We start from the raw sequence: 22,089 nt of genomic DNA, 5'->3' as shown, positions 1-22,089 counted from the left end.
ACCCGCCCCACAACCGCATCACGCCACTCCCGCATCACCCCAGACGGAATCGGCTCACCCGTATACGAACTGTCCCACCCCACAAAATCCTCACCGAACACACCACCACCCACACCCGACCCGGAATACACCGAATCATAAATCTCCCGCCACTCCCCCACCTGAGCATCCACACCAGAAGCCACACCCTCAACCACACCCGCCGCCGCAGCCGCCACCAAATCCGGCACCACATACGCCGCCAAACGCTGATCACCCGGCACATCCTCACGAGCCACCACCGCCGCCTGACGCACACCCGCCTGAGCCAGCAACAACGACTCGATCTCCCCGGGCTCAATACGGAACCCACGAACCTTCACCTGCTCATCAGCACGGCCCAGATACTCCAGCCGACAATCCCCACGCCAACGCACCAGATCACCCGTCCGGTACATCCGCTCACCCAACACGAACGGACAAGCGACAAACCGCTCCGACGTCAGACCGGCACGCCCCACGTATCCGCGCGCCAGACCCGCACCCGACACATACAGCTCACCCGGCACACCCACCGGCACCGGCCGCAGCGCCTCGTCCAGCACGAACACCCGCGTGTTCACCAACGGACGGCCGATGGTCACCACATCCTCACCGGACAACGCCCCGCTCATCGACACACACACCGTCGACTCCGTCGGGCCATAAGCGTTGACCACACGACGGTCCGCCGACCACCGGGCCACCAACCCCGGCGAGGCAGCCTCCCCCGCCAGAACCACCGTCTCCAACGCCGGCAGCCCCGACTCCACACCCGCAGGCAACGCACCCAGCACCGACGGCGGCAACGTCACATGCGTCACACCCTGCCCCGCCAACACCTCGGCAAGCGTCTCACCCGCCAGCCCACCCACCTCGGACACCACCAACGCGGCACCGGAAGCGAAGGCCATCACCATCTCCCAGAAGGCCGCGTCGAAACTCGGCGACGCGAACTGCAGCACCCGACTGGAACAGTGCACGCCCAGCCGTTCGGCCTGCGCATGCGCCAGGCTCGCCACACCACTGTGGGAAACCACAACGCCCTTGGGGGTGCCGGTGGACCCGGAGGTATAGATGACGTACGCCGGATGCCCCATCTCGACATCAGCCCCGGGGTCGTCGTCCGGGAACGCGGACAGATCGCGTGCCACAGCCCCCTCGTCGAGAACCAGAACGGGCGCGGCGTCCGCCAGCATGAAGGCCCGTCGCTCCGCCGGATACTCCGGGTCGACCGGCACGTAGGCCCCGCCGGCCTTCAGCACCGCCAACAGCGCCACCACCAGGTCCACCGAGCGCGGCAGCTCCACAGCCACCAGCTTCTCCGGACCGACCCCCTCACCGATCAGCCAGTGCGCCAGCCGGTTCGCCCGCGCGTTCAGCACCCCGTACGACAGAGAATCCGCACCACACACCAACGCCACAGCATCAGGAGCCCGCCGCACCTGCCCCTCGAACAGCTCCGACAGCGACGCCTCCGGCACCTCGACAGCCGTATCGTTCCACCCCGCCAACAACCGGCCACGCTCATCCGCCGACAGCAACTCCACCCGCCCGATCCGCAACGACGGATCCACCACCACCTGCTCCAACAACCGCACCCACCGACCCAACAACCCCTCAACCGTCACACGATCGAACAACTCGGTGGAGTACTCGACGGCGGTATCCAACACCGTCGCGCCGTCGGCGCCCTCGGGTCGCTCATACATCTCGATCAGCATGTCGAAACGCGAGGTCTCGGTGCTGAGGAACTCGCTGCGCACCTGGAGCTTCGGCAGGCGGAACTCCTCAGATGGCGCGTTCTGGAGCACCATCGCGACCTGGAACAGCGGGTGGTGGCTCGTGGAGCGCTGTGGGTTGAGCACCTCCACCAGGTGCTCGAACGGCACATCCTGACGCTCGTGCGCGGCAAGACTCGCCTCGCGGACCCGGCCCAGCAGTTCCTCGAAGCTCGGGTCTCCGGAGGTGTCGGTGCGCAGCACGAAGGTGTTGACGAAGAGGCCGACCAGATCGTCGAGTGCCTCATCGGTTCGGCCGGCGACACCGCTGCCGAGCGGGATGTCGGTGCCGGAGCCGAGCCGTGTGAGCAGCGCCGCCATACCGGCCTGCAACACCATGAACAAGGTGGTATGCGAGCGGCGGGCCAGTTCCGACAGGCGCAGATGCAGTTGGCCGTCGAGGCGGAAGTCGAGGCGGGCGCCGTCGTGCGTGGCGACGGTGCGCCGAGAGCGGTCGGTGGGGAAGGTGACCTCGGTGGGCAGATCAGCTAACTGGTTGCGCCAATAGGCTATTTGCTTGGCGTACACGCTGTCCGGGGCATCCGCATCACCCAGTTGGTCCCGCTGCCACAGGGTGTAGTCGGCATATTGCACGGGAAGTTCGGACCACTTCGGAGAGCGTCGCTCGACCCGTGCGGTGTAGGCCTCCATCACGTCCCGGGCGAGCGGGGCCATGGACCAGCCGTCGCCCGCGATGTGGTGGAGCAACAGCAGCAGGGTGCTCTGATCGGGGGCCGTCTCGAACAGCCAGGCACGGACCGGGATTTCCGCTGCGAGGTCGAATCCGTAGCGGGCCGCGTCGCGCAGGGTGCGCCGAAGGTCGGGCTCGGAGACCGAGCGCTGTTCCCAGGCGAATTCGGTCTCGTCCAGGTCCTGGATCAGCTGGTGTGGCTCGCCGTCGACGTCCGGGAAGACGGTACGCAGCGATTCGTGTCGGCCGATCACATCAAGCAGGGCTGCGTGCAGCGCCTCGGCGTCCACGGTGCCGGTCAGCCGGAGGGCCAGCGGCATGTTGTACGTCGCGGACCGGCCCTCGAACTTGTGCTGGAACCACAGACGGCGCTGCGCGAAAGACAGTGGCACCACGTCCGACCGCCGCGCGGGCACGAGTGTGATGCGGGCGCTGGTATCGGCGGCCCCGGACAGCCGTTTGGCCAGCGCGGCAGGCGTGGGGAACTCGAAGACGTCCTTGATGAGCAGCTCCACGCCCAACGCGGCGCGTATCCGGACGAGCAGTCGAATCGCCGTCAGCGAGTGACCGCCGAGCTCGAAGAGATCGTCGTGGGGGCCCACGTGCCGCTCGCCCAGCACCTCGGCGAACAGACCGCACAGTACCTCTTCGGGCGATGACTTCGCGTCCAACTTCTCGCTCCCTCTTTTTGACGGTGTCACCTGCTCGGACACCCGTCCTGATCCGCTTTTCGGTGGTCGGCCGTGGAAATTATTCGAGAAGCTTCCGGCCGTCGCTTCTCATAAGTGCAGTGCGGGTCGCAATAGGCCCGTGGGCGATCGAGTCAATCAGTCGACCGGAACGCAGTCAAGGTCAACGATAATAGCTCCGCCGTGATTCACCGGACCGTTCGAGCTCTATGGATATCTGCGTGGAACGGCCCGCCCGGACAGCTCATTCGGAGGATTTCAGGAATGCTTGCCGAAGCTTTTCCGAAACAATATTACCGAGCTGTCGCAGGGGCTCCGGGTTCATCATGTGCGTATGCTGGCAATCTATCTTCTGGAAATGGATTTCACCGGTGAGATAGGGATCCCACACTCCGGGTTCGAGCTTGTGGTCCTTCTCTCCCTCGGTGGCGGCGACGATCACCGTCGGGGCGGACACGGGGCGGGGTGCCGCGTCCAGGGCGAGCCGGGCGTTGCTCATTGTCACCTCCAACAAGGCTCTCACCTCAGTCTTCGTGAGGCCGGCCATGGCGGTGTTCTTCGTCCGCAGAATCTCCATGACGCTCTCGTGGTCGAGCCGTTCGGCCCCCTCGTCGTCCAGCTCGATGTCGAACAGCGCAAGCATGGCCCTGTATATGTCCGCCACCCGCGCCTTGGCCATTCCCTCTTCCACTTCGCGACGGTCGGCGGGACTTACCGGGAAACAGTCGAGCAGCGTCAGCATCCCCACCTCTCGCCCGTCCTCTTCCAGCAGCGCCGCAATCGCATGGGCGACACCTCCGCCGAAGGACCAGCCGAGAAGGTAGTAGGGGCCCTCAGGCTGAATCCGGATAATCTGTTCCAGATAGTCCTGGGCCGCTTCCTCGACCGATTCCGGAAGCTTTCCGCCCGTCAGGCCACGGGCCTGGAGGGCGTACACCGGGATGTCCTGGTCGAGGTACGGGAGAAGTCCGGCGTAGCTCCAGCCCAGTCCGCTTGCGGGGTGAATACAGAAGATCGGGTTGCGGGTGCCCCCGGTGCGCAGCGGAAGCAGGACGTCGAGGGCGCTCTCCGCGCCGCCGGCGTCGAGCCGGTCGGCCAGGCCCGCCACGGTGGGCGCGTCGAAGAGCACCCGCAGCGGCAGTTCCACCCCGAGCACCGCGCCGATCCGGACGAGTAGCCGGATCGCCGTCAGCGAGTGACCGCCGAGCTCGAAGAAGCTGTCATCGACACCGACCCACTCCAGGCTCAGGGCCTCGGCGAACAGTCGGCACAACACCTCCTCATGCGGCGTACGCGGCGCGCGCCCTTGGACGGCGCCCGCATTGTCGGGGGCGGGCAGGGACCCGCGGTCCGGCTCGCCGTTCGAGGTCTGCGGGATCTCGTCGAGAGCCACTACCGCCGACGGCATCATGTACTCCGGCAGCCGCTCGCCCACATGGGCCAGCAGGGCCCGTGTGTCGAGAGCCGTCGCACCCTCGTCGGGCACCACGTAACCGACCAGCCGTCGGCCGGCGGGACCGTCCTCCCGGGCGACGACCACCGCCTGCCGTACCGACGGATGTGATGCCAGGGCCGCCGCGACTTCGCCGGGCTCGATACGGAAGCCACGGACCTTCACCTGTTCATCCGTGCGGCCCGCGAGCTCCAGTTGCCCGTTCTCACGCCACCGCGCCACGTCGCCCGTGCGGTACATCCGCGCACCCTGTTCGAACGGGCACGCCACAAACTGCCCGGCAGTGAGCCCCGGGCGGCCCAGGTAGCCACGGGCGACCTGCACGCCGGACACGTAGAGTTCACCGGCCACGCCCGGGGGCACCGGACGCAGCCCGGGATCGAGGACGTAGGCACGCACGTTCCGGAACGGCCGGCCGGCCGGCACGGGGCCGGAGGGGGGCCACTCCTCGGTCGGCTCCTCCAGCAGCGGCGGTTGTGAGGCGATCGCCTTCAAGAACGTCAGCGCTGCGTCGTCCGCACCGCGCCCGGCCGAGTACCGGTGCATCGACCGGGTCAGCCGGTTCACCACCGAACGGTGCTCGACCACCAGGCCCTTCGGCAGTCCCGTCGGCCCCCAGGTGTGAAGAACATACGCGGGGTGCCCGGGCAGCAGAGGAGCTGAGCGCTCGGCGTCGGTCAGGTTGTGCGACGGCAGACCGGCGAGCGTCGAGACGGTCTCCTGGGCGTCCACCACAAGGGGTTCGTGGCCGGTGTCCGGGAGCAGGGGCCGAGTCCCGGACGTGGTGAGCACGCACATCGGCCCGGTGTCGTTCAGCACGTGGGCGAGACGGCCGGCCGGGTGCTTCGGATCGAGGGGCAGACAGGCGGCTCCGGCCTTGAGGGTCGCGAGGACCGCGATCAGTGTGTCGGCCGATTCCGGGACGGCGAGGCCGACGAACCGCTCCGGGCCGACGCCCTTTCCTGCCAGGTGCCTGGCGAGCTGGTTGGCCCGCGCGTTGAGCTGCCGGTGAGTGAGCCGCACTCCTTCGGCATCGACCGCCACCGCGTCCGGAGTGGCGGCCGCCTGGGCCTCGATGAGCTCCACGAGGGTGCCCTCCGGGACTGCCTGATCGGTGTCGTTCCACTCGAACAGCACCGTGTGCCGTTCGGCATCGGTCATGACATCGACCTCGCCGACGGGCCGCCGTGGGTCGGTGACCAATGCCTCGGCCACCCTCGCCAGCCGGGCCACCACGGCTTCCGCGGCGTCATGGTCGAACAGGTCGATGGCGTAGCGCAGCGCGCCGGACATTCCCGCCGGAGAGCCGTCGTCGGTGAAGCGCTCGCCGAAGGTGAAGTCGAGGTCGAACTTGGCGGCTCCGGTGCCGACCTCGCCGAAGCGGACATCGAGGCCGGGCAGTGTCAGATCCACCGGGTCGGTGTTGCCCAGGGACATCATCACCTGGAACAGCGGGTGGCGGGATGCCGAACGTTCCGGGTTGATGATCTCGACAAGCCGCTCGAACGGCAGGTCCTGGTGGGCGTAGACGGCAAGGTCGGTCTGGCGCACCCGGCCGAGGAGTTCCGTGAAGGTGGGGTTCCCGGACAGATCGGTACGCAGAACGAGGGTGTTGACGAAGAATCCGATCAGGTCGTCGAGAGCCTCGTCGGTGCGACCGGCGATCGGGACGCCGAGAACGATGTCGTCGCCCGCTCCGAGCCGGGACAGCAGCACGGCCATGGTGGCATGGAGCGTCATGAAGACGCTGGTCCCTGATTCGGCGGCCAGGTCGACCAGCCCGCGGTGCACCGATGCGGGCAGTTCGAAGCCCACGGTCTCTCCCCGGTAGCCGGGCCGGTCGGGGCGGGGCCGGGACGTGGGCAGCGCCAGCTCCTCCGGCGCGTCGGCCAGCATCCGCCGCCAGAACGCGACCTGCTGGGCGATGGGGCTGTCCGGATCGTCCTCGTCGCCGAGCACAGCGCGCTGCCACAGGGTGAAGTCGGCGTACTGCACCGGGAGTTCCGACAGCTTCGGGGCTTCGCCCTCCTTCCGGGCGGTGTAGGCCGTGACCAGGTCCTTGGCCAGCGGCGTCAGCGACCACCCGTCGCAGGCGATGTGGTGCAGCAGGACCAGGAGAACGCATTCGTGACTTTCGTGGTTCTCCCCGTCCTGACCGTTCCCGGTCTCGAAGAGCCAGGCGCGTACCGGCGCCTCGGTGGCGAGGTCGAATCCGTGCCGCGCGGCGGCGGCCACGGCTGTCGGCAGTTCTGTCGCGTCGACCGTACGGGTCTCCCACTGGATCCCGGCGCGTTCTGCGTCCAGAACCAACTGGTGCGGCTCGCCGTTCACTTCGGGAAACACCGTGCGCAGCGATTCGTGCCGACCGACCACATCCAGCAGAGCGGCGTGCAGCGCGGCCTGGTCCACCCTGCCGGTCAGCCGCAGCGCCAGGGGCATGTTGTAGGTGGCCGAGGGGCCCTCCAGCTTGTGCAGGAACCACAGCCGGCGCTGCGCGAACGACAGCGGCACGGCCTCGGGCCGCGCCATCGGCACCAGTGCTGCCCGCGCCCGTCCGCCGTCGGCCAGTCGCTGGGCGAGCCCGGCCACGGTCGGGTCATCGAAGACGGTGCCGATGGGGACTTCCACCCCGAACTCGCCGCGGATGCGGCTGACGAGGCGGGTGGCGAGCAGCGAGTGGCCGCCCAGATCGAAGAAGCTGTCGTCGATCCCGACCCGATCCAGGCCGAGCACCTCGGCGAACAGGTCGCACAGCTCGGCTTCCTGCGGGGTCCGCGGCTCGCGGCCCTCGCTGAGCGCCCCGTAGTCGGGTGCGGGCAGCGCCTTGCGGTCGAGCTTGCCGATCGGTGAGAGCGGCAGCCGGTCGAGTACGACGAACGCGGAGGGAACCATGTATTCGGGCAGCCATGTGCGCAGCCCTGAGCGCAGCTCACGGTTCAGGTCGCGGGCGCGACGGGATGCGGCGGGGCTGTTGGCGTAGGCCGCGGCGGACCGGGAGGTGAGCCCGGAGGTCCGGTAGGCGGCCACCGCCGCGGTGCTGCCGGCGGGCAGGAAGACCGCGTCGAAGCAGTCGTCCCGGCCGGAGTGCGACCATGTCGCCACGGCGTCAAGGCCCTGCGCGGAGGCGATCCCGTATACCGTCTCCGGGTCCAGGCCGGGGTCGGTCCAGGTCTCCGCGCTCCCGCCGGTTCCCGCTTCGACGGCCCGCAGCGCGGCGTGGTCGGCGAGCAGCCGGGCGTTGGGCACCTCGGCGAGGCGCAGCCCGGACGGGTTGGCGCGCAGCGCGGCCGCGATTCCTTCGACGTCGGCGCCGACCGCGTCCCAGGTGAACTCCGGCAGGCCGTCCGTCGTCGTCACGTCGGCCGGGGACTTGCGGATGACCACGTCGTAGCGGTACCGGGAGAGCTCATTGGCGTGGGTGGCGCGCTTGAGTCGGACATCGATGCCGCCGATGTCTTCCAGGGTCTCGCCCAGCCGCACGAAGAAGTCCGGGGCGAGGAGCAGTTCCTCCTCGTCCCTGACCTTCTGTTCCATGAGCGCGCGTGCCGTTTCCGGGTCCCTGTCCGGTTCGTCCGCCGGGCGGTGCGATACGACGCCCGCCTGGAGGTGACGCAGGAGCCGCAGGTTGCGGATGTCCCCGAGGAAGAGGGAACCGCCGGGGGTCAGCAGGTCCAGGCTGTTGCGGATGACGTCGAGAAGGTAGTCGGCGTGCGGGAAGTACTGGACGACGGAGTTGATGACGATGGTGTCGAAGAAGTCCTCGGGCAGGCCCGTGATGTCGTCGGCGGGCTGGGCACGGAGTACGACCTGCCCTGCCAGTTCCTCCCGCGCCGATGTCCTCGCGCGCAGGCTCTCGATGGCCGATGCCGAGAAGTCGGTGCCCCAGTAGGCGGCGCAGTGCGGCGCCACTTGGGAGAGGATCAGGCCGTTGCCGACCCCCAGTTCGAGCACGTTTTCCGGTTGGAGTCGCAGGATCTCAGCGACGGCCGCGGAACGCCACTCATGCATTTCGGTGAGCGGAATCGGAGAGCCGTCGTAGCTGCTCCTCCAGATCCCGAAGTCCTCCCAGAATCCGCCGTCGGCCGCTTGTTCCCGGTACACCGACTCGTAGACGTCCCGCCAGGACGCGATCTGCCGGCCGTCCTCGGCCCGGGCGCGGCCCGCCGCCCGGTCGCTGTCCCGGTCGGGAACGACATACCCGACGAGCTGCGGGGTGCCGTTGTCCTCGCGTACCACCACGGTGGCCTCGGCGACGCCCTCCTGCCGGGAGAGCGCGGCGTCGATCTCTCCGAGTTCGATGCGGAATCCGCGCACCTTGGTCTGGTCGTCGACCCTGCCGACAAATTCCAGGCCGCCTTCGGACCGCCATTTGACGAGATCACCGGTGCGGTACATCCGGGCGCCCGGCGCGCCGAAGGGGTTCGCCACGAAGCGTTCGGCCGTGAGCGCACGACGGTTGAGGTATCCACGGCCCAAGAACGGTCCGGCCACGTGGAGCTCGCCGACGACGCCTTCCGGCTGCAGGCGCAACCCGGCGTCCAGCACGTACACCTGGACGTTCCGCAGCGGCAGGCCGATCGGCGGCGTCCCCCCGTCCCCGGTCACGTCGCTCGCGGTGATCCATACCGTGGCCTCGGTCGGCCCGTAGAGGTTGACCGCGCGGTCGCCCCGCGCGTGCAGCGCTTCCGCCAGGGTGGCGGGCAGGGCCTCGCCGCCGACCAGCAGCCGCACGCCCGCCAGTGCCTCGGGGTCGTGCGCCAGGATCGAGCGGTACATCGAGGGCGTGGCCTGGAAGACCGTCGCACCGCGATCGGCGATCAGCCGGTGCAGGGCGACCGGGTCCTTGCCGACCTGCGCCGTGGCGATCTCCACGGCGGCGCCGGTGAGGAGCGGCACGTAGATCTCGACGGCAGCGATGTCGAAGGTGAGGGTGGTCGCGGCCACCATGTGATCGTCCGGCGTCAGGGGGACGCGGGCGACGATGGCGTCGAGGAAGTGGCCCATGCTCGTGTAGGAGATCACCACGCCCTTGGGGTAGCCGGTCGACCCCGAGGTGTAGATGACGTACGCGGCGTGGTCCGGGTGGATCGGCGCCCGACGGTCGGCGTCCGTGACATCGTCCGTCTCGAAGGCGCTCAGCCGGTGCTCCGTCCCGGTGTCGCCGAGCTGGACGGTCAGTGCCGGCAGCGGGTCCGGCAGGCCCGTGCGGATGGCCTCGGTGGTGATCAGCGCGGCGGGTGCGGCGTCCCCGAGGAGGTAGGCCAGCCGGTCGGCGGGGTGTGTGGGGTCCAACGGCAGGTAGGTCGCGCCGGCCTTCAGTACGGCCAGCATCGCGACGACCATGTCCACGGACCGGGGCAGCGCCAACGCCACCACGCGCTCCTGGCCGATGCCGCTGTCGAGGAGCAGTCGTGCCAACTGGTTCGCGCGCCGGTTCAGCCGACCGTAGTCCGTCTCCTCGTCCCCGGCGCGCACGGCGAGCGCTTCGGGGGTCAGGGCCGCCTGCCGCTCGAATTTCTGATGCGGCCACTCGGCCGGTGGCGGGGTCGTGACGCCGTTGCGTGCCACCAGGATTTCGGCCTGTTCGTCGGTGGACAGCATCTCGATGTCGGCGATGCGGACCGCCGGGTCGCGGACCACCGCGCGAAGGAAACGTGCGTACCGTTCGGCGATCTTCTCCACCGTGGCGCGGTCGAACAGCTCGGCGGCGTACTCCAGCATGCCGCTCAGCCCGGCGGCCGCACCCTCGTCGGTCTGTTCCTCGGTCAGGCTCAGAAAGAGGTCGAACTTGGCGCTCTCGCTGTCCAGGGGGTAGGGCGTCGCCTCGATGTCCTGCATGCGCAGCGTCGCCGTATCCATGTTCTGGAGCGCGAACATCACCTGGAACAGCGCGTTGCTCGCCAGCGACCGGACGGGGTTGAGTGCCTCGACGAGGTATTCGAAGGGCAGATCCTGGTGGGCGTACGCGGTCAGCGCGCCGTCCCTGACGCGCCCGAGGAGCTGCTCGAACGGCGGGTTGTCGCTGGTGTCCGTGCGGAGTACAAGGGTGTTGACGAAGAACCCCACGAGGTCGGAGAGCGCCTCGTCCGTGCGGCCTGCGATCGGCACGCCGAGGGGGATGTCGTGGCCGGCGCCGAGCCGGGTGAGCAGGGCGGCGAAGGCCGACTGCAACACCATGAACAGGGTCGACTGGGAGCCCGCGGCGACCTTGCGCAGTCCGGCGTGCAGCTCGGCGTCCAGGGTGAAGGGCAGGAAGTCGCCGCGGTAGCTGGCGATCGAGGGCCGTGGGCGGTCCGTGGGCAGGTCGAGCTGGGACGGGATTCCGTCCAGCGCGTTCCTCCAGTACGCGAGCTGCCGCGAGACCATGCTGTCCGGGTCGTCGGTACGGCCCAGGAGTTCCTGCTGCCAGATCGCGTAGTCCACGTACTGGACGGGGAGTGGCCGCCAGTCGGGGGCGGAGCCCGTGAGCCGGGCCTCGTACGCCGCGGCGAGGTCACGCATCAGGGGCGCCCGCGAGGCGCCGTCGGCGACGATGTGGTGTGTCAGAAGCACAAGGACCGGCCCGGGAACGGCGGCCGATTCCTGCCGGTCGTGCCCTGTCTTCGGGACGAACAACCAGGCCCGGACCGGGGGTTGGGTGTTGAGGTCGAACCGATGGCCGACTGCCTCCTGCACGGCCTGGTGCAGCCGTGCCGGCGCCACCTCTTCGACATTCAGGGGCAGCCCCGCCCCGGTGAGGTCGAGTACCGTCTGCCGCGGTTCGCCGTCCACCTCGTCGAAGACCGTCCGCAACGACTCGTGCCGTTCCACCAGGTCGTGCAACGCCGCCTGCAGAGCCGTCCGGTCCACCGCACCGGACAGCCGCACGGCGAAGGGCCAGTTGTAGGCGGCCGACGGTCCTTCCAGTTGGTGCAGGAACCACAGCCGGCGCTGTGCGAAGGACAGCGGCACCGCGTCCGGGCGGGGCATGGGCGCAAGCGCCGAACGGGCCCGGCTCCCGGTCCGAAGTACAGCGGCCAGGCCTGCGACGGTCGGGGCCTCGAACACCGCGGCGATCGCCACTTCGAGCCCGAGTACCCCGCGAATCCGGCTGACCAGTCGTGTCGCGAGCAGGGAGTGTCCGCCCAGTTCGAAGAAGCTGTCGTCGATACTCACCCGCTCCACCCCGAGTACATCCGCGAACAGCCCGCACAGCATCTCCTCCTGCGGCGTGCGCGGGGCCCGGCCACTGCTGAGGGCGCCGAAGTCCGGTGCGGGCAGGGCCCGCCGGTCCAGCTTGCCGTTGGGTGTCAGCGGGATCACGTCGAGGGCCACCACCGCTGCCGGAACCATGTACTCCGGCAGCCGCTGTGCCAGGTGCGCCCGCAGGGCGGCGGCATCGCATCCGAGGTGGTCGGCGGAGTTCCCGCCTGTGGTCGGGGGCACCTGCCTGGTCGGTACGACGTAGCCGACGAGCTGGGTGTCACCCCGGTCGGTCTCGCGGGCCGTGACGACGGCCTGCCGTACGTCCGGGTGATCCTGCAGCGCCGCCGAGATCTCGCCCGGGTCGATACGGAACCCGCGGATCTTCAGCTGTTCATCGGCCCGGCCGGCGAATTCCAGGTTCCCGTCCGGACGCCGACGCGCCAGGTCGCCGGTCCGGTACATCCGTGCACCGGGTTCGAAGGGGCAGGCCAGGAAGCGCACTGCCGTCGGGCCCGGCTGTCCCACATAGCCGCGGGCCAGTTGGACGCCGGCGATGTAGAGCTCGCCCACCACTCCCGTCGGCACCGGTTGCAACTGTTCGTCGAGGACATAGGCGCGCGTGTTCCAGAACGGGCGGCCAATGGGCACCGGCCCCTCGGGCAGCTTCTCCTTCGGGCCGATGCGGTATTCGGTGCAGTTGACCGTCGTCTCGGTCGGCCCGTAGGCGTTGACGACCGTGACCCGTCGGTGCTCCTTGCGCCACCGCGCGAGAACCTCGCCGGACAGCGCCTCTCCGCCGAGAACCAGCATCTCGCCCGGCGACCACTGCTTCGGCAGGTCGTCCAGCATGGGCAGATGCGACGGTGTGGCCTTCAGGAATGCCACGGGGACGGTGTTGTCGCGGCCCGCGAGGTCGTCCAACGCGGACAGGTAGACACGACCGCCGACGGTCAGTGTGGTGAACAGGCCGGTGACGGTCAGGTCGAATGCGATCGACGTCGGTACGAGAGTGGCGCCGCGGGCCGCCGGATAGTGGTGGGTGGACCAGTTGAGGTAGTTGGCGACGGCGCGGTGTTCCACCATGACGCCCTTGGGGGTGCCGGTGGACCCGGAGGTATAGATGACGTACGCCGGATGCCCCATCTCGACATCAGTCTCGGGGTCGTCGTCCGGGAACGCGGACAGATCGCGTGCCACAGCCCCCTCGTCGAGAACCAGAACGGGCGCGGCGTCCGCAAGCATGAAGGCACGCCGCTCCGCCGGATACTCCGGGTCGACCGGCACGTAGGCCCCGCCGGCCTTCAGCACCGCCAACAGCGCCACCACCAGGTCCACCGAGCGCGGCAGCTCCACAGCCACCAGCTTCTCCGGACCGACCCCCTCACCGATCAGCCAGTGCGCCAGCCGGTTCGCCCGCGCGTTCAGCACCCCGTACGACAGAGAATCCGCACCGCACACCAGCGCCACGGCATCAGGAGCCCGCCGCACCTGCCGCTCGAACAGCTCCGACAGCGACGCCTCGGGCACCTCGACAGCCGTATCGTTCCACCCCGTCAACAACCGGCCACGCTCATCCGCCGACAGCAACTCCACCCGCCCGATCCGCAACGACGGATCCACCACCACCTGCTCCAACAACCGCGCCCACCGACCCAACAACCCCTCAACCGTCACACGGTCGAACAGCTCGGTGGAGTATTTCAGCGATCCCACGATGCCGACGGGTGCGCCGGAGACGTCATGACGCTCCATCACATTCATCGAGAGGTCGACCTTGGCGCTCTCCATGTCCACGGCCTCGCCGCTGACGTCGAGACCGGGGAGGTCGAACTCGGCGACGGGGTTGTCCGAGAGGACCACCATCACCTGGAAGAGAGGATGGTGAGAGGCCGAGCGCTGCGGATTGAGCAGCTCCACCAGATGCTCGAACGGCACGTCCTGATGCTCGTACGCTGCCAGGCTCGTCTCGCGCACCCGGCCCAGCAACTCCTCGAAACTCGGGTCTCCCGAAGTGTCCGTGCGCAGCACCAGCGTGTTCACGAACAGCCCGACGAGGTCATCGAGCGCGTCGTCCCGGCGCCCGGCGATCGGCGAACCCAACGGAATGTCCGTACCGGCACCGAGCCGCGTGAGCAACGCCGCCATCGAGGCCTGGACGGCCATGAATACCGTGCCACCCGATGCGCGGGCCAGCTCCGCCAGCCGCTGGTGCAGCTTCGCGTCGAGCTCGAAATGCACGGCCGATCCCGTGTACGAGGCATGCGCGGGGCGGGACCGGTCGGCGGGCAGGACAATCTGTTCCGGCAACCCGGCCAGCGTCTCGCGCCAGTAGGAAACTTGCTGGGAGTACAGGCTCTCCGGGTCGTCCTCGCCGCCGAGGAGTTCGCGCTGCCACAGCGTGTAGTCGGCATACTGCACCGGGAGGTCCGCCCACTGCGGGGCGTTGCCCTGCTTGCGTTCCCCGTACGCCTCAACCACATCACGCGCGAGCGCGCCCAGTGACCAGCCGTCTCCCGTGATGTGATGCAGCAGCAACAGCAGCACGCAGTCATCGGGACCGGTCTCGAACAGCCAGGCGCAGAAGGGCGCTTCGGAGGCCAGATCGAAACCGTAGCGGGCGGCTTCCTCCAACGCCGACGGAAGCTCCGCCTCCGAGACCGAGCGGTGCTCCCAGCGGAAACCGGTGTCGCTCGCGTCGCGTACCAACTGGTGCGGTTCGCCGTCGATTTCGGGGAAGACGGTCCGCAGTGGCTCGTGCCGACCGATCACATCGTGCAGCGCGGCACGCAGCGCCTCTTGATCCACGACACCCTTCAGTCGCAGCGGGAGCGGCATGTTGTACGTCGCCGAGGGGCCCTCAAGCTTGTGCAGGAACCACAGTCGGCGCTGTGCGTAGGACAACGGCACCACATCCGGGCGCGGCATCGGCGCCAGGGGCACACGCGTCGACCCGCCCAGACCCAGCGACTCCACAAGCCCGGCCACCGACGGCGACTCGAACATGATGTAGAAGGGGATGTCCACACCCATCTCGGTGCGGACACGGTTGACGAGACGGGTGGCGAGCAGTGAATGACCGCCCAGATCGAAGAAGTTGTCGTCGATTCCGACCCTCTGCAGGCCCAGCACCTCGGCGAACAGCGCACACAGGATCTCTTCCTGCGCGTTGCGTGGCCCACGGCCACCGGCCGTGGCCGCGTAGTCCGGCACCGGAAGGGCCGTACGGTCCAGCTTGCCGTTCGGGGTGAGCGGCAGCCGGTGCAATGCCATCACCGCTGACGGCACCATGTACTGCGGCAGCCGTTCTTCCAGGTCGGCGCCGAGTGCGGACGGCTCCACCAGAGCGTCGCCGTCCGGCACCACATAGGCGACGAGTCGCTGATCACCGGGGGAATCCTCGCGGACCACCACCACCGCCTGACGGACGTCGTCGCGGTCGGTGAGCAGGGACTCGATCTCCCCGGGCTCGATACGGAACCCACGAACCTTCACCTGCTCATCAGCACGGCCCAGATACTCCAGCCGACCATCCCCACGCCAACGCACCAGATCACCCGTCCGGTACATCCGCTCACCCGGCTCGAACGGACAAGCGACAAACCGCTCCGACGTCAGACCGGCACGCCCCACGTATCCGCGCGCCAGACCCGCACCCGACACATACAGCTCACCCGGCACACCGACCGGCACCGGCCGCAGCGCCTCGTCCAGCACGAACACCCGCGTGTTCACCAACGGACGGCCGATGGTCACCACATCCTCGCCGGACAACGCCCCGCTCATCGACACACACACCGTCGACTCCGTCGGGCCATAAGCGTTGACCACACGACGGTCCGCCGACCACCGGGCCACCAGCCCCGGCGAGGCAGCCTCCCCCGCCAGAACCACCGTCTCCAACGCCGGCAGCCCCGACTCCACACCCGCGGGCAACGCACCCAGCACCGACGGCGGCAACGTCACATGCGTCACACCCTGCCCCGCCAACACCTCGACAAGCGTCTCACCCGCCAGCCCACCCACCTCGGACACCACCAACGCGGCACCGGAAGCGAAGGCCATCACCATCTCCGACAGCGCCGCGTCGAAACTCGGCGACGCGAACTGCAGCACCCGGGCGGCGGACGTCACGGCGAACCGGTCGACCTGCGCGTGCGCCAGGCTCGCCACACCACTGTGAGAAACCACAACGCCCTTGGGGGTGCCGGTGGAACCGGAGGTATAGATGACGTACGCCGGATGCCCCATCTCGACATCAGCCCCGGGGTCGTCGTCCGGGAACGCGGACAGATCGCGTGCCACAGCCCCCTCGTCGAGAACCAGAACGGGCGCGGCGTCCGCCAGCATGAAGGCCCGTCGCTCCGCCGGATACTCCGGATCGACCGGCACGTAGGCCCCGCCGGCCTTCAGCACCGCCAGGACCGCGACCACCAGGTCCACCGAGCGTGGCAGCTCCACAGCCACCAGCTTCTCCGGACCGACACCCTCACCGATCAGCCAGTGCGCCAGCCGGTTCGCCCGCGCGTTCAGCACCCCGTACGACAGAGAATCCGCACCGCACACCAGCGCCACGGCATCAGGAGCCCGCCGCACCTGCCGCTCGAACAGCTCCGACAGCGACGCCTCGGGCACCTCGACAGCCGTATCGTTCCACCCCGCCAACAACCGGCCACGCTCATCCGCCGACAGCAACTCCACCCGCCCGATCCGCAACGACGGATCCACCACCACCTGCTCCAACAACCGCACCCACCGACCCAACAACCCCTCAACCGTCACACGATCGAACAACTCGGTGGAGTAGGCGACGATGGTTCCCACCCCGGCGGGTTCCCCATCCTGATCACGGTGCTCAATCACGCTCAGCTCAAGGTCCGCCTTCGACACTCGCAGCTCGACGCCTTCGAGCTCCACGTGGAGGCCTGGCAGGGCGAAGGACGCCTCCGGCGCGTTCTGCAGGCCGAGGATGACCTGGAAGAGGGGGTGATGAGAGGCCGAGCGCTGCGGATTGAGCAGCTCCACCAGATGCTCGAACGGCACATCCTGATGCGCATACGCCGCCAGGCTCGTCTCCCGCACCCGGCCCAGCAACTCCTCGAAACTCGGGTCTCCCGAAGTGTCCGTGCGCAGCACCAGCGTGTTCACGAAGAACCCGACGAGATCATCGAGCGCATCATCCATCCGCCCGGCAATCGGCGAACCCAACGGAATGTCCGTACCGCCACCGAGCCGCGTGAGCAACGCCGCCATACCGGCCTGCAACACCATGAACACCGTCGTGTTCGAGCGCCGCGCCAGCCCGACCAGCCGCCGGTGCAGCTCCTGGTCCAGTTCGAAAGTCAGATGCGCGCCCTCATGTGAAGCCACTGCCGGGCGAGGCCGGTCGGCCGGGAAGGTCACCTGCTCCGGCATGTCCTCCAACTTCTGCCGCCAATAGGTGACTTGCTCTTCGAGGAGACTGTCCGGGTCGGACGCGTCCCCCAGCAGTTCACGCTGCCACAGCGTGTAGTCGGCGTACTGCACCGGAAGCTCGGACCACTGCGGATCCCTGTTCTCCACCCGCGCCGTGTACGCCTCCACCACGTCGGACGCGAGCGGGCCCATCGACCAGGCGTCGCCGGCGATGTGGTGCATCAGCAGCAACAGCGTCCAGTCGTCCGGTCCGGCCTCGAACAGCCAGGCACGGACCGGAATGTCACGCGAGAGATCGAACCCATGGAGCGACGCCTCGTCCAAGGCCGCGGGCAGCTCGTCCTCCGTGACCGTACGACGCTCCCAACCCAGTACGACGTGCTGTGCGTCCAGCACCACTTGGTGCGGCTCGCCCTCGGTCTCGGGGAAGACGGTGCGCAATGTCTCGTGCCGGCCGATCACATCGAGCAGCGCGGCGCGGAGGGCTTCGGCATCCAGTCCTCCCGACAGACGGAGTGCCAGCGGGATGTTGTATGTCGTCGACCCGCTCTCCATCCGGTGGGCGAACCACAGGCGGCGCTGCGCGAACGACAGGGGCACCACATCCGGACGCGCCGTCGGCACGAGGGCCGCGCGGGACTTCCCCTCGGCCGCGTCCAGAACTGCCGCCAGACCGGCCACCGTCGGGACCTCGAACACGCCCTTGATCGACAGCTCCGCGCCGAGAACGCTGCGGATGCGGCTGACCAGACGCATGGCGAGCAGCGAGTGGCCGCCGAGTTCGAAGAAGCTGTCATCGATCCCGACCCGGTCCACGCCCAGCACCTCGGCGAACAGCCCGCACAACACCTCCTCCTGCGGTGTCCGCGGACCACGGCCGTCGGCTGTCCCCGCGAAGTCCGGCGTCGGCAACGCCCTGCGGTCCAGCTTGCCGTTCGGTGTCAACGGCAGCCGGTCATCCAGCACCACCAGCGCCGACGGCACCATGTAGTCCGGCACTTGTTCCCGCAGCCGGGCGATGAGCGCGGATGGCTCGACCGTGGCAGGGCCGGTCGGCACCACGTAGGCGACCAGTCGCTGGTCGCCTCGCGCGTCCTCGCGGACCAGCACCGCCGTCTGGCTCACCCCGGCGGCCCCGTCGAGCAGCGACGCGATCTCCCCCGGTTCGACACGGAAGCCACGGATCTTGACCTGTTCATCGGCGCGGCCCGCGAACTCCAGCTGGCCGTCGGCCCGCCATCGGGCCAGGTCCCCGGTCCGGTACATCCGCGCACCGGGCTCGAACGGGGAGGCGATGAAGCGTTCGGCGGTCAGACCCGGGCGCCCCGCGTAACCACGCGCGAGGCCCGCACCCGACACGTACAACTCGCCCGTCACACCCACCGGCACCGGCCGCAGACCCGCGTCCAGCACAAACACTCTGGTGTTGGCAAGAGGGCGGCCCACGGGCACGGTGCCCTCCCGCACCACGCTGTCGGTGAGTGCGTCGCTCATCGACACAGATACCGTCGACTCCGTCGGGCCGTAGACATTGATCACACGGCGTCCCACCGACCAGCGTGCCGCCAGCTCCGGCGGGCACACCTCACCACCGATGACGACGGTCGCCAGATCGGGCAGCGTGGACTCAGCGCCGTCCAAGGTCATTTCGCGCAGCACCGACATCGGAAGCTGCGCATGCGTGACCGCTTGATCGGCCAGAACCTGTCGCAGCGTCTCGCTCGACAGTTGTCCCCCGTCCGGGATGACCAGCGCGGCGCCTGCGCCAAACGCCGCGCACAGGTCGCTGAATGCCGCGTCGAAGCTGGGCGAGGTGAACTGCAGCACCCGGCTCGACGGGTCCACCCTGAGTCGCTCGATCAGCGACTGCGCGAGGCCGGCGATCCCCACATGGGACACCACCACTCCCTTGGGCGTTCCGGTGGATCCGGAGGTGTAGATCACATAGGCCGGGGTCGCGAGCTCCCTCGCCACTTGAGGGTCGCTGTCCGGATATCGGGCCAGATCCTGCCCCAGTTCCCGCTCCCCCAGGACCAGCAGCGGCTGTGCGTCCCGCACCATGAAGGCCCGTCGCTCCGCCGGATACTCCGGATCGACCGGCACGTAGGCCCCGCCGGCCTTCAGCACCGCCAACAGCGCCACCACCAGGTCCACCGAGCGCGGCAGCTCCACAGCCACCAGCCTCTCCGGACCGACACCCTCACCGATCAGCCAGTGCGCCAGCCGGTTCGCCCGCGCGTTCAGCACCCCGTACGACAGAGAATCCGCACCGCACACCAACGCCACAGCATCAGGAGCCCGCCGCACCTGCCCCTCGAACAGCTCCGACAGCGACGCCTCCGGCACCTCGACAGCCGTATCGTTCCACCCCGCCAACAACCGGCCACGCTCATCCGCCGACAGCAACTCCACCCGCCCGATCCGCAACGACGGATCCACCACCACCTGCTCCAACAACCGCACCCACCGACCCAACAACCCCTCAACCGTCACACGATCGAACAGCTCCGTCGCGTACTCGACCAACGCGTCGATACCCGCCGGGGAACCGGCCTCGTCACGGCGTTCGATGACGTTCACCGCGCAGTCGACCCGCGAAATGCCCAGGTCCACGCCCTCGGCATCCACCTGGAGTCCCGGCAGGGCGAAAGTCGCCTCCGGCGCGTTCTGCAGGCCGAGGATGACCTGGAAGAGGGGGTGATGAGAGGCCGAGCGCTGCGGATTGAGCAGCTCCACCAGATGCTCGAACGGCACATCCTGATGCGCATACGCCGCCAGGCTCGTCTCCCGCACCCGGCCCAGCAACTCCTCGAAACTCGGGTCTCCCGAAGTGTCTGTGCGCAGCACCAGCGTGTTCACGAAGAACCCGACGAGATCATCGAGCGCATCATCCATCCGCCCGGCAATCGGCGAACCCAACGGAATGTCCGTACCGCCACCGAGCCGCGTGAGCAACGCCGCCATACCGGCCTGCAACACCATGAACACCGTCGCGTCCGAGCGCCGGGCCAGCTCCACGAGCCGCCGGTGCAACTTCGCGTCCATCGCGAACGTCAGGTGCGCGCCCTCGTACGAGGCCATCGCCGGGCGAGGCCGGTCGGCCGGAAAGGTCGCCTGCTCCGGCAGACGGGCCAACTGTTGCCGCCAGTACGCGATCTGCTGAGCGTAGACGCTGTTGGCATCTCCGTCGTCGCCGAGCAGTTCACGCTGCCACAGCGTGTAGTCGGCGTACTGCACCGGGAGCGCGGACCACTGCGGCGCCCTGCCTTCCGTGCGTGCCGCATAGGCCGTGAAGACATCACGCGCCAGCGGTCCCAACGACCAGCCGTCTCCCGCGATGTGATGCATCAGGAGCAACAGGACACAGTCGTCCGGCCCGGTCTCGAACATCCAGGCGCGGACGGGAATGTCGCAGGACAGGTCGAAGCCGTAGCGGGCCGCCTCCTCCAGGGCAGCCGGCAGTTCGGCATCCGAGACCGCACGGCGCTCCCAGCTGAACTCGACGTTCCGGGGGTCCAGCACCACTTGGTGCGGCTCGCCCTCGGCTTCCGGGAAGACCGTACGCAACGACTCATGCCGACCGATCACATCGTGCAACCCGGCACGCAGCGCCTCGGGATCCACCCCACCCGTCAGCCGCAACGCCAACGGTATGTTGTACGTCGCCGATCGGCCCTCAAGCTTGTGCAGGAACCACAGGCGGCGCTGGGCGAACGACAGCGGCACCACGTCCGGACGCACCACCGCCTGCACCAGAGCCGCACGGGACTGCTCCTCGGTCCCACCCAGACGCGCCGCGAGCCCGGCCACGGTCGAAGCCTCGAACACATCCTTGATCGGCAGCTCCACCCGAAGCACACTGCGTACCCGGCTGACGAGGCGGGTGGCGAGGAGGGAGTGGCCGCCGAGGTCGAAGAAGCTGTCGTCGATCCCGACCCTGTCCACGCCCAGCACCTCGGCGAACAGCCCGCACAACACCTCCTCCTGCGGGGTACGCGGGCCGGAACCGCCGGCCGTCGCCGCGTAGTCCGGTTCCGGAAGCGCCCTGCGGTCCAGCTTGCCGTTGGGGTTGAGCGGCAACCGGTCCAGCACCACCACCGCGGACGGCACCATGTACTCCGGAAGACCGTCGGCCAGACGCTCACGCGCCGCCTTCACCACCGCGCCGATGGCACGGACGGCCATCGGACTGTTGACCCAGGGACCACCCGAAACGGCCGGCAGATACACACCAGTCAGGACGGCGTCGCTCATCCCGGCCGGAAGCACGACGGCCTCGAACAGTGCCACGGAACGGGACGACCAGGTCGTCACGACCCGAAGACCCAGCTCCCGGCCCCGAACAACCAGATCCTCCGGGTCCACACCGACACCCAAGTCCCCGACATCCAGCCCGTCGAGCGCCCGCTCCGCAGCCACCTCCCCCACCAGCCGCGCATTCGGAATCCCCGTCACACGCACCGAAACATCCACACCCGCGAACAACCCCACCACATCCATACCCGGCGCCCAGGCCTCCTGCCGGGCCCCGGCCACATCCACAACCCCCGCCAACACCTCGGATGCATCAGACGCCTCGGATGCATCAGATGCCTCGGGTGCATCAGATGCCTCGGGTGCCTTGGGGTCCTTGGGTGCCTTGTGCAGCACCACTTCGTACCGGTGCCGCGTCAGCTCGTTGTGGTCCACGCCCCGCTTCAGCCGGATATCAACCGCCCCGATCCGGTCATCCCCCCCGGCCAGATCCGTGAAGAACTCCGGAGCGACCACCAACTCCTTCTCCAGCAACACCGCACGGTCCACAACCGCCCGGGCCAGCGCACCACGATCACGCCCCCCATGCACAGCCGCACGCAACAC

The 22,089-nt window shown here is 68.7% G+C and carries 2 protein-coding genes; both read right to left on the bottom strand.

The annotated features are described in order from the left end of the window. The coding region (locus ACF1CT_RS37030) for an amino acid adenylation domain-containing protein (RefSeq protein ID WP_391788433.1) at nucleotides 1-3,161 on the bottom strand (3,161 nt) is incomplete at its 3' end. 262 nt (nucleotides 3,162-3,423) lie between these two features. Further along, nucleotides 3,424-22,089, bottom strand: an 18,666-nt coding sequence (locus tag ACF1CT_RS37025) for an amino acid adenylation domain-containing protein (protein WP_391788434.1), incomplete at its 5' end; no start/stop codon positions are given.

This window comes from Streptomyces sp. NPDC014734 (assembly GCF_043083325.1).
Lineage (GTDB): Bacteria > Actinomycetota > Actinomycetes > Streptomycetales > Streptomycetaceae > Streptomyces.
This window is presented reverse-complemented; position numbering and strand designations above follow the sequence as displayed.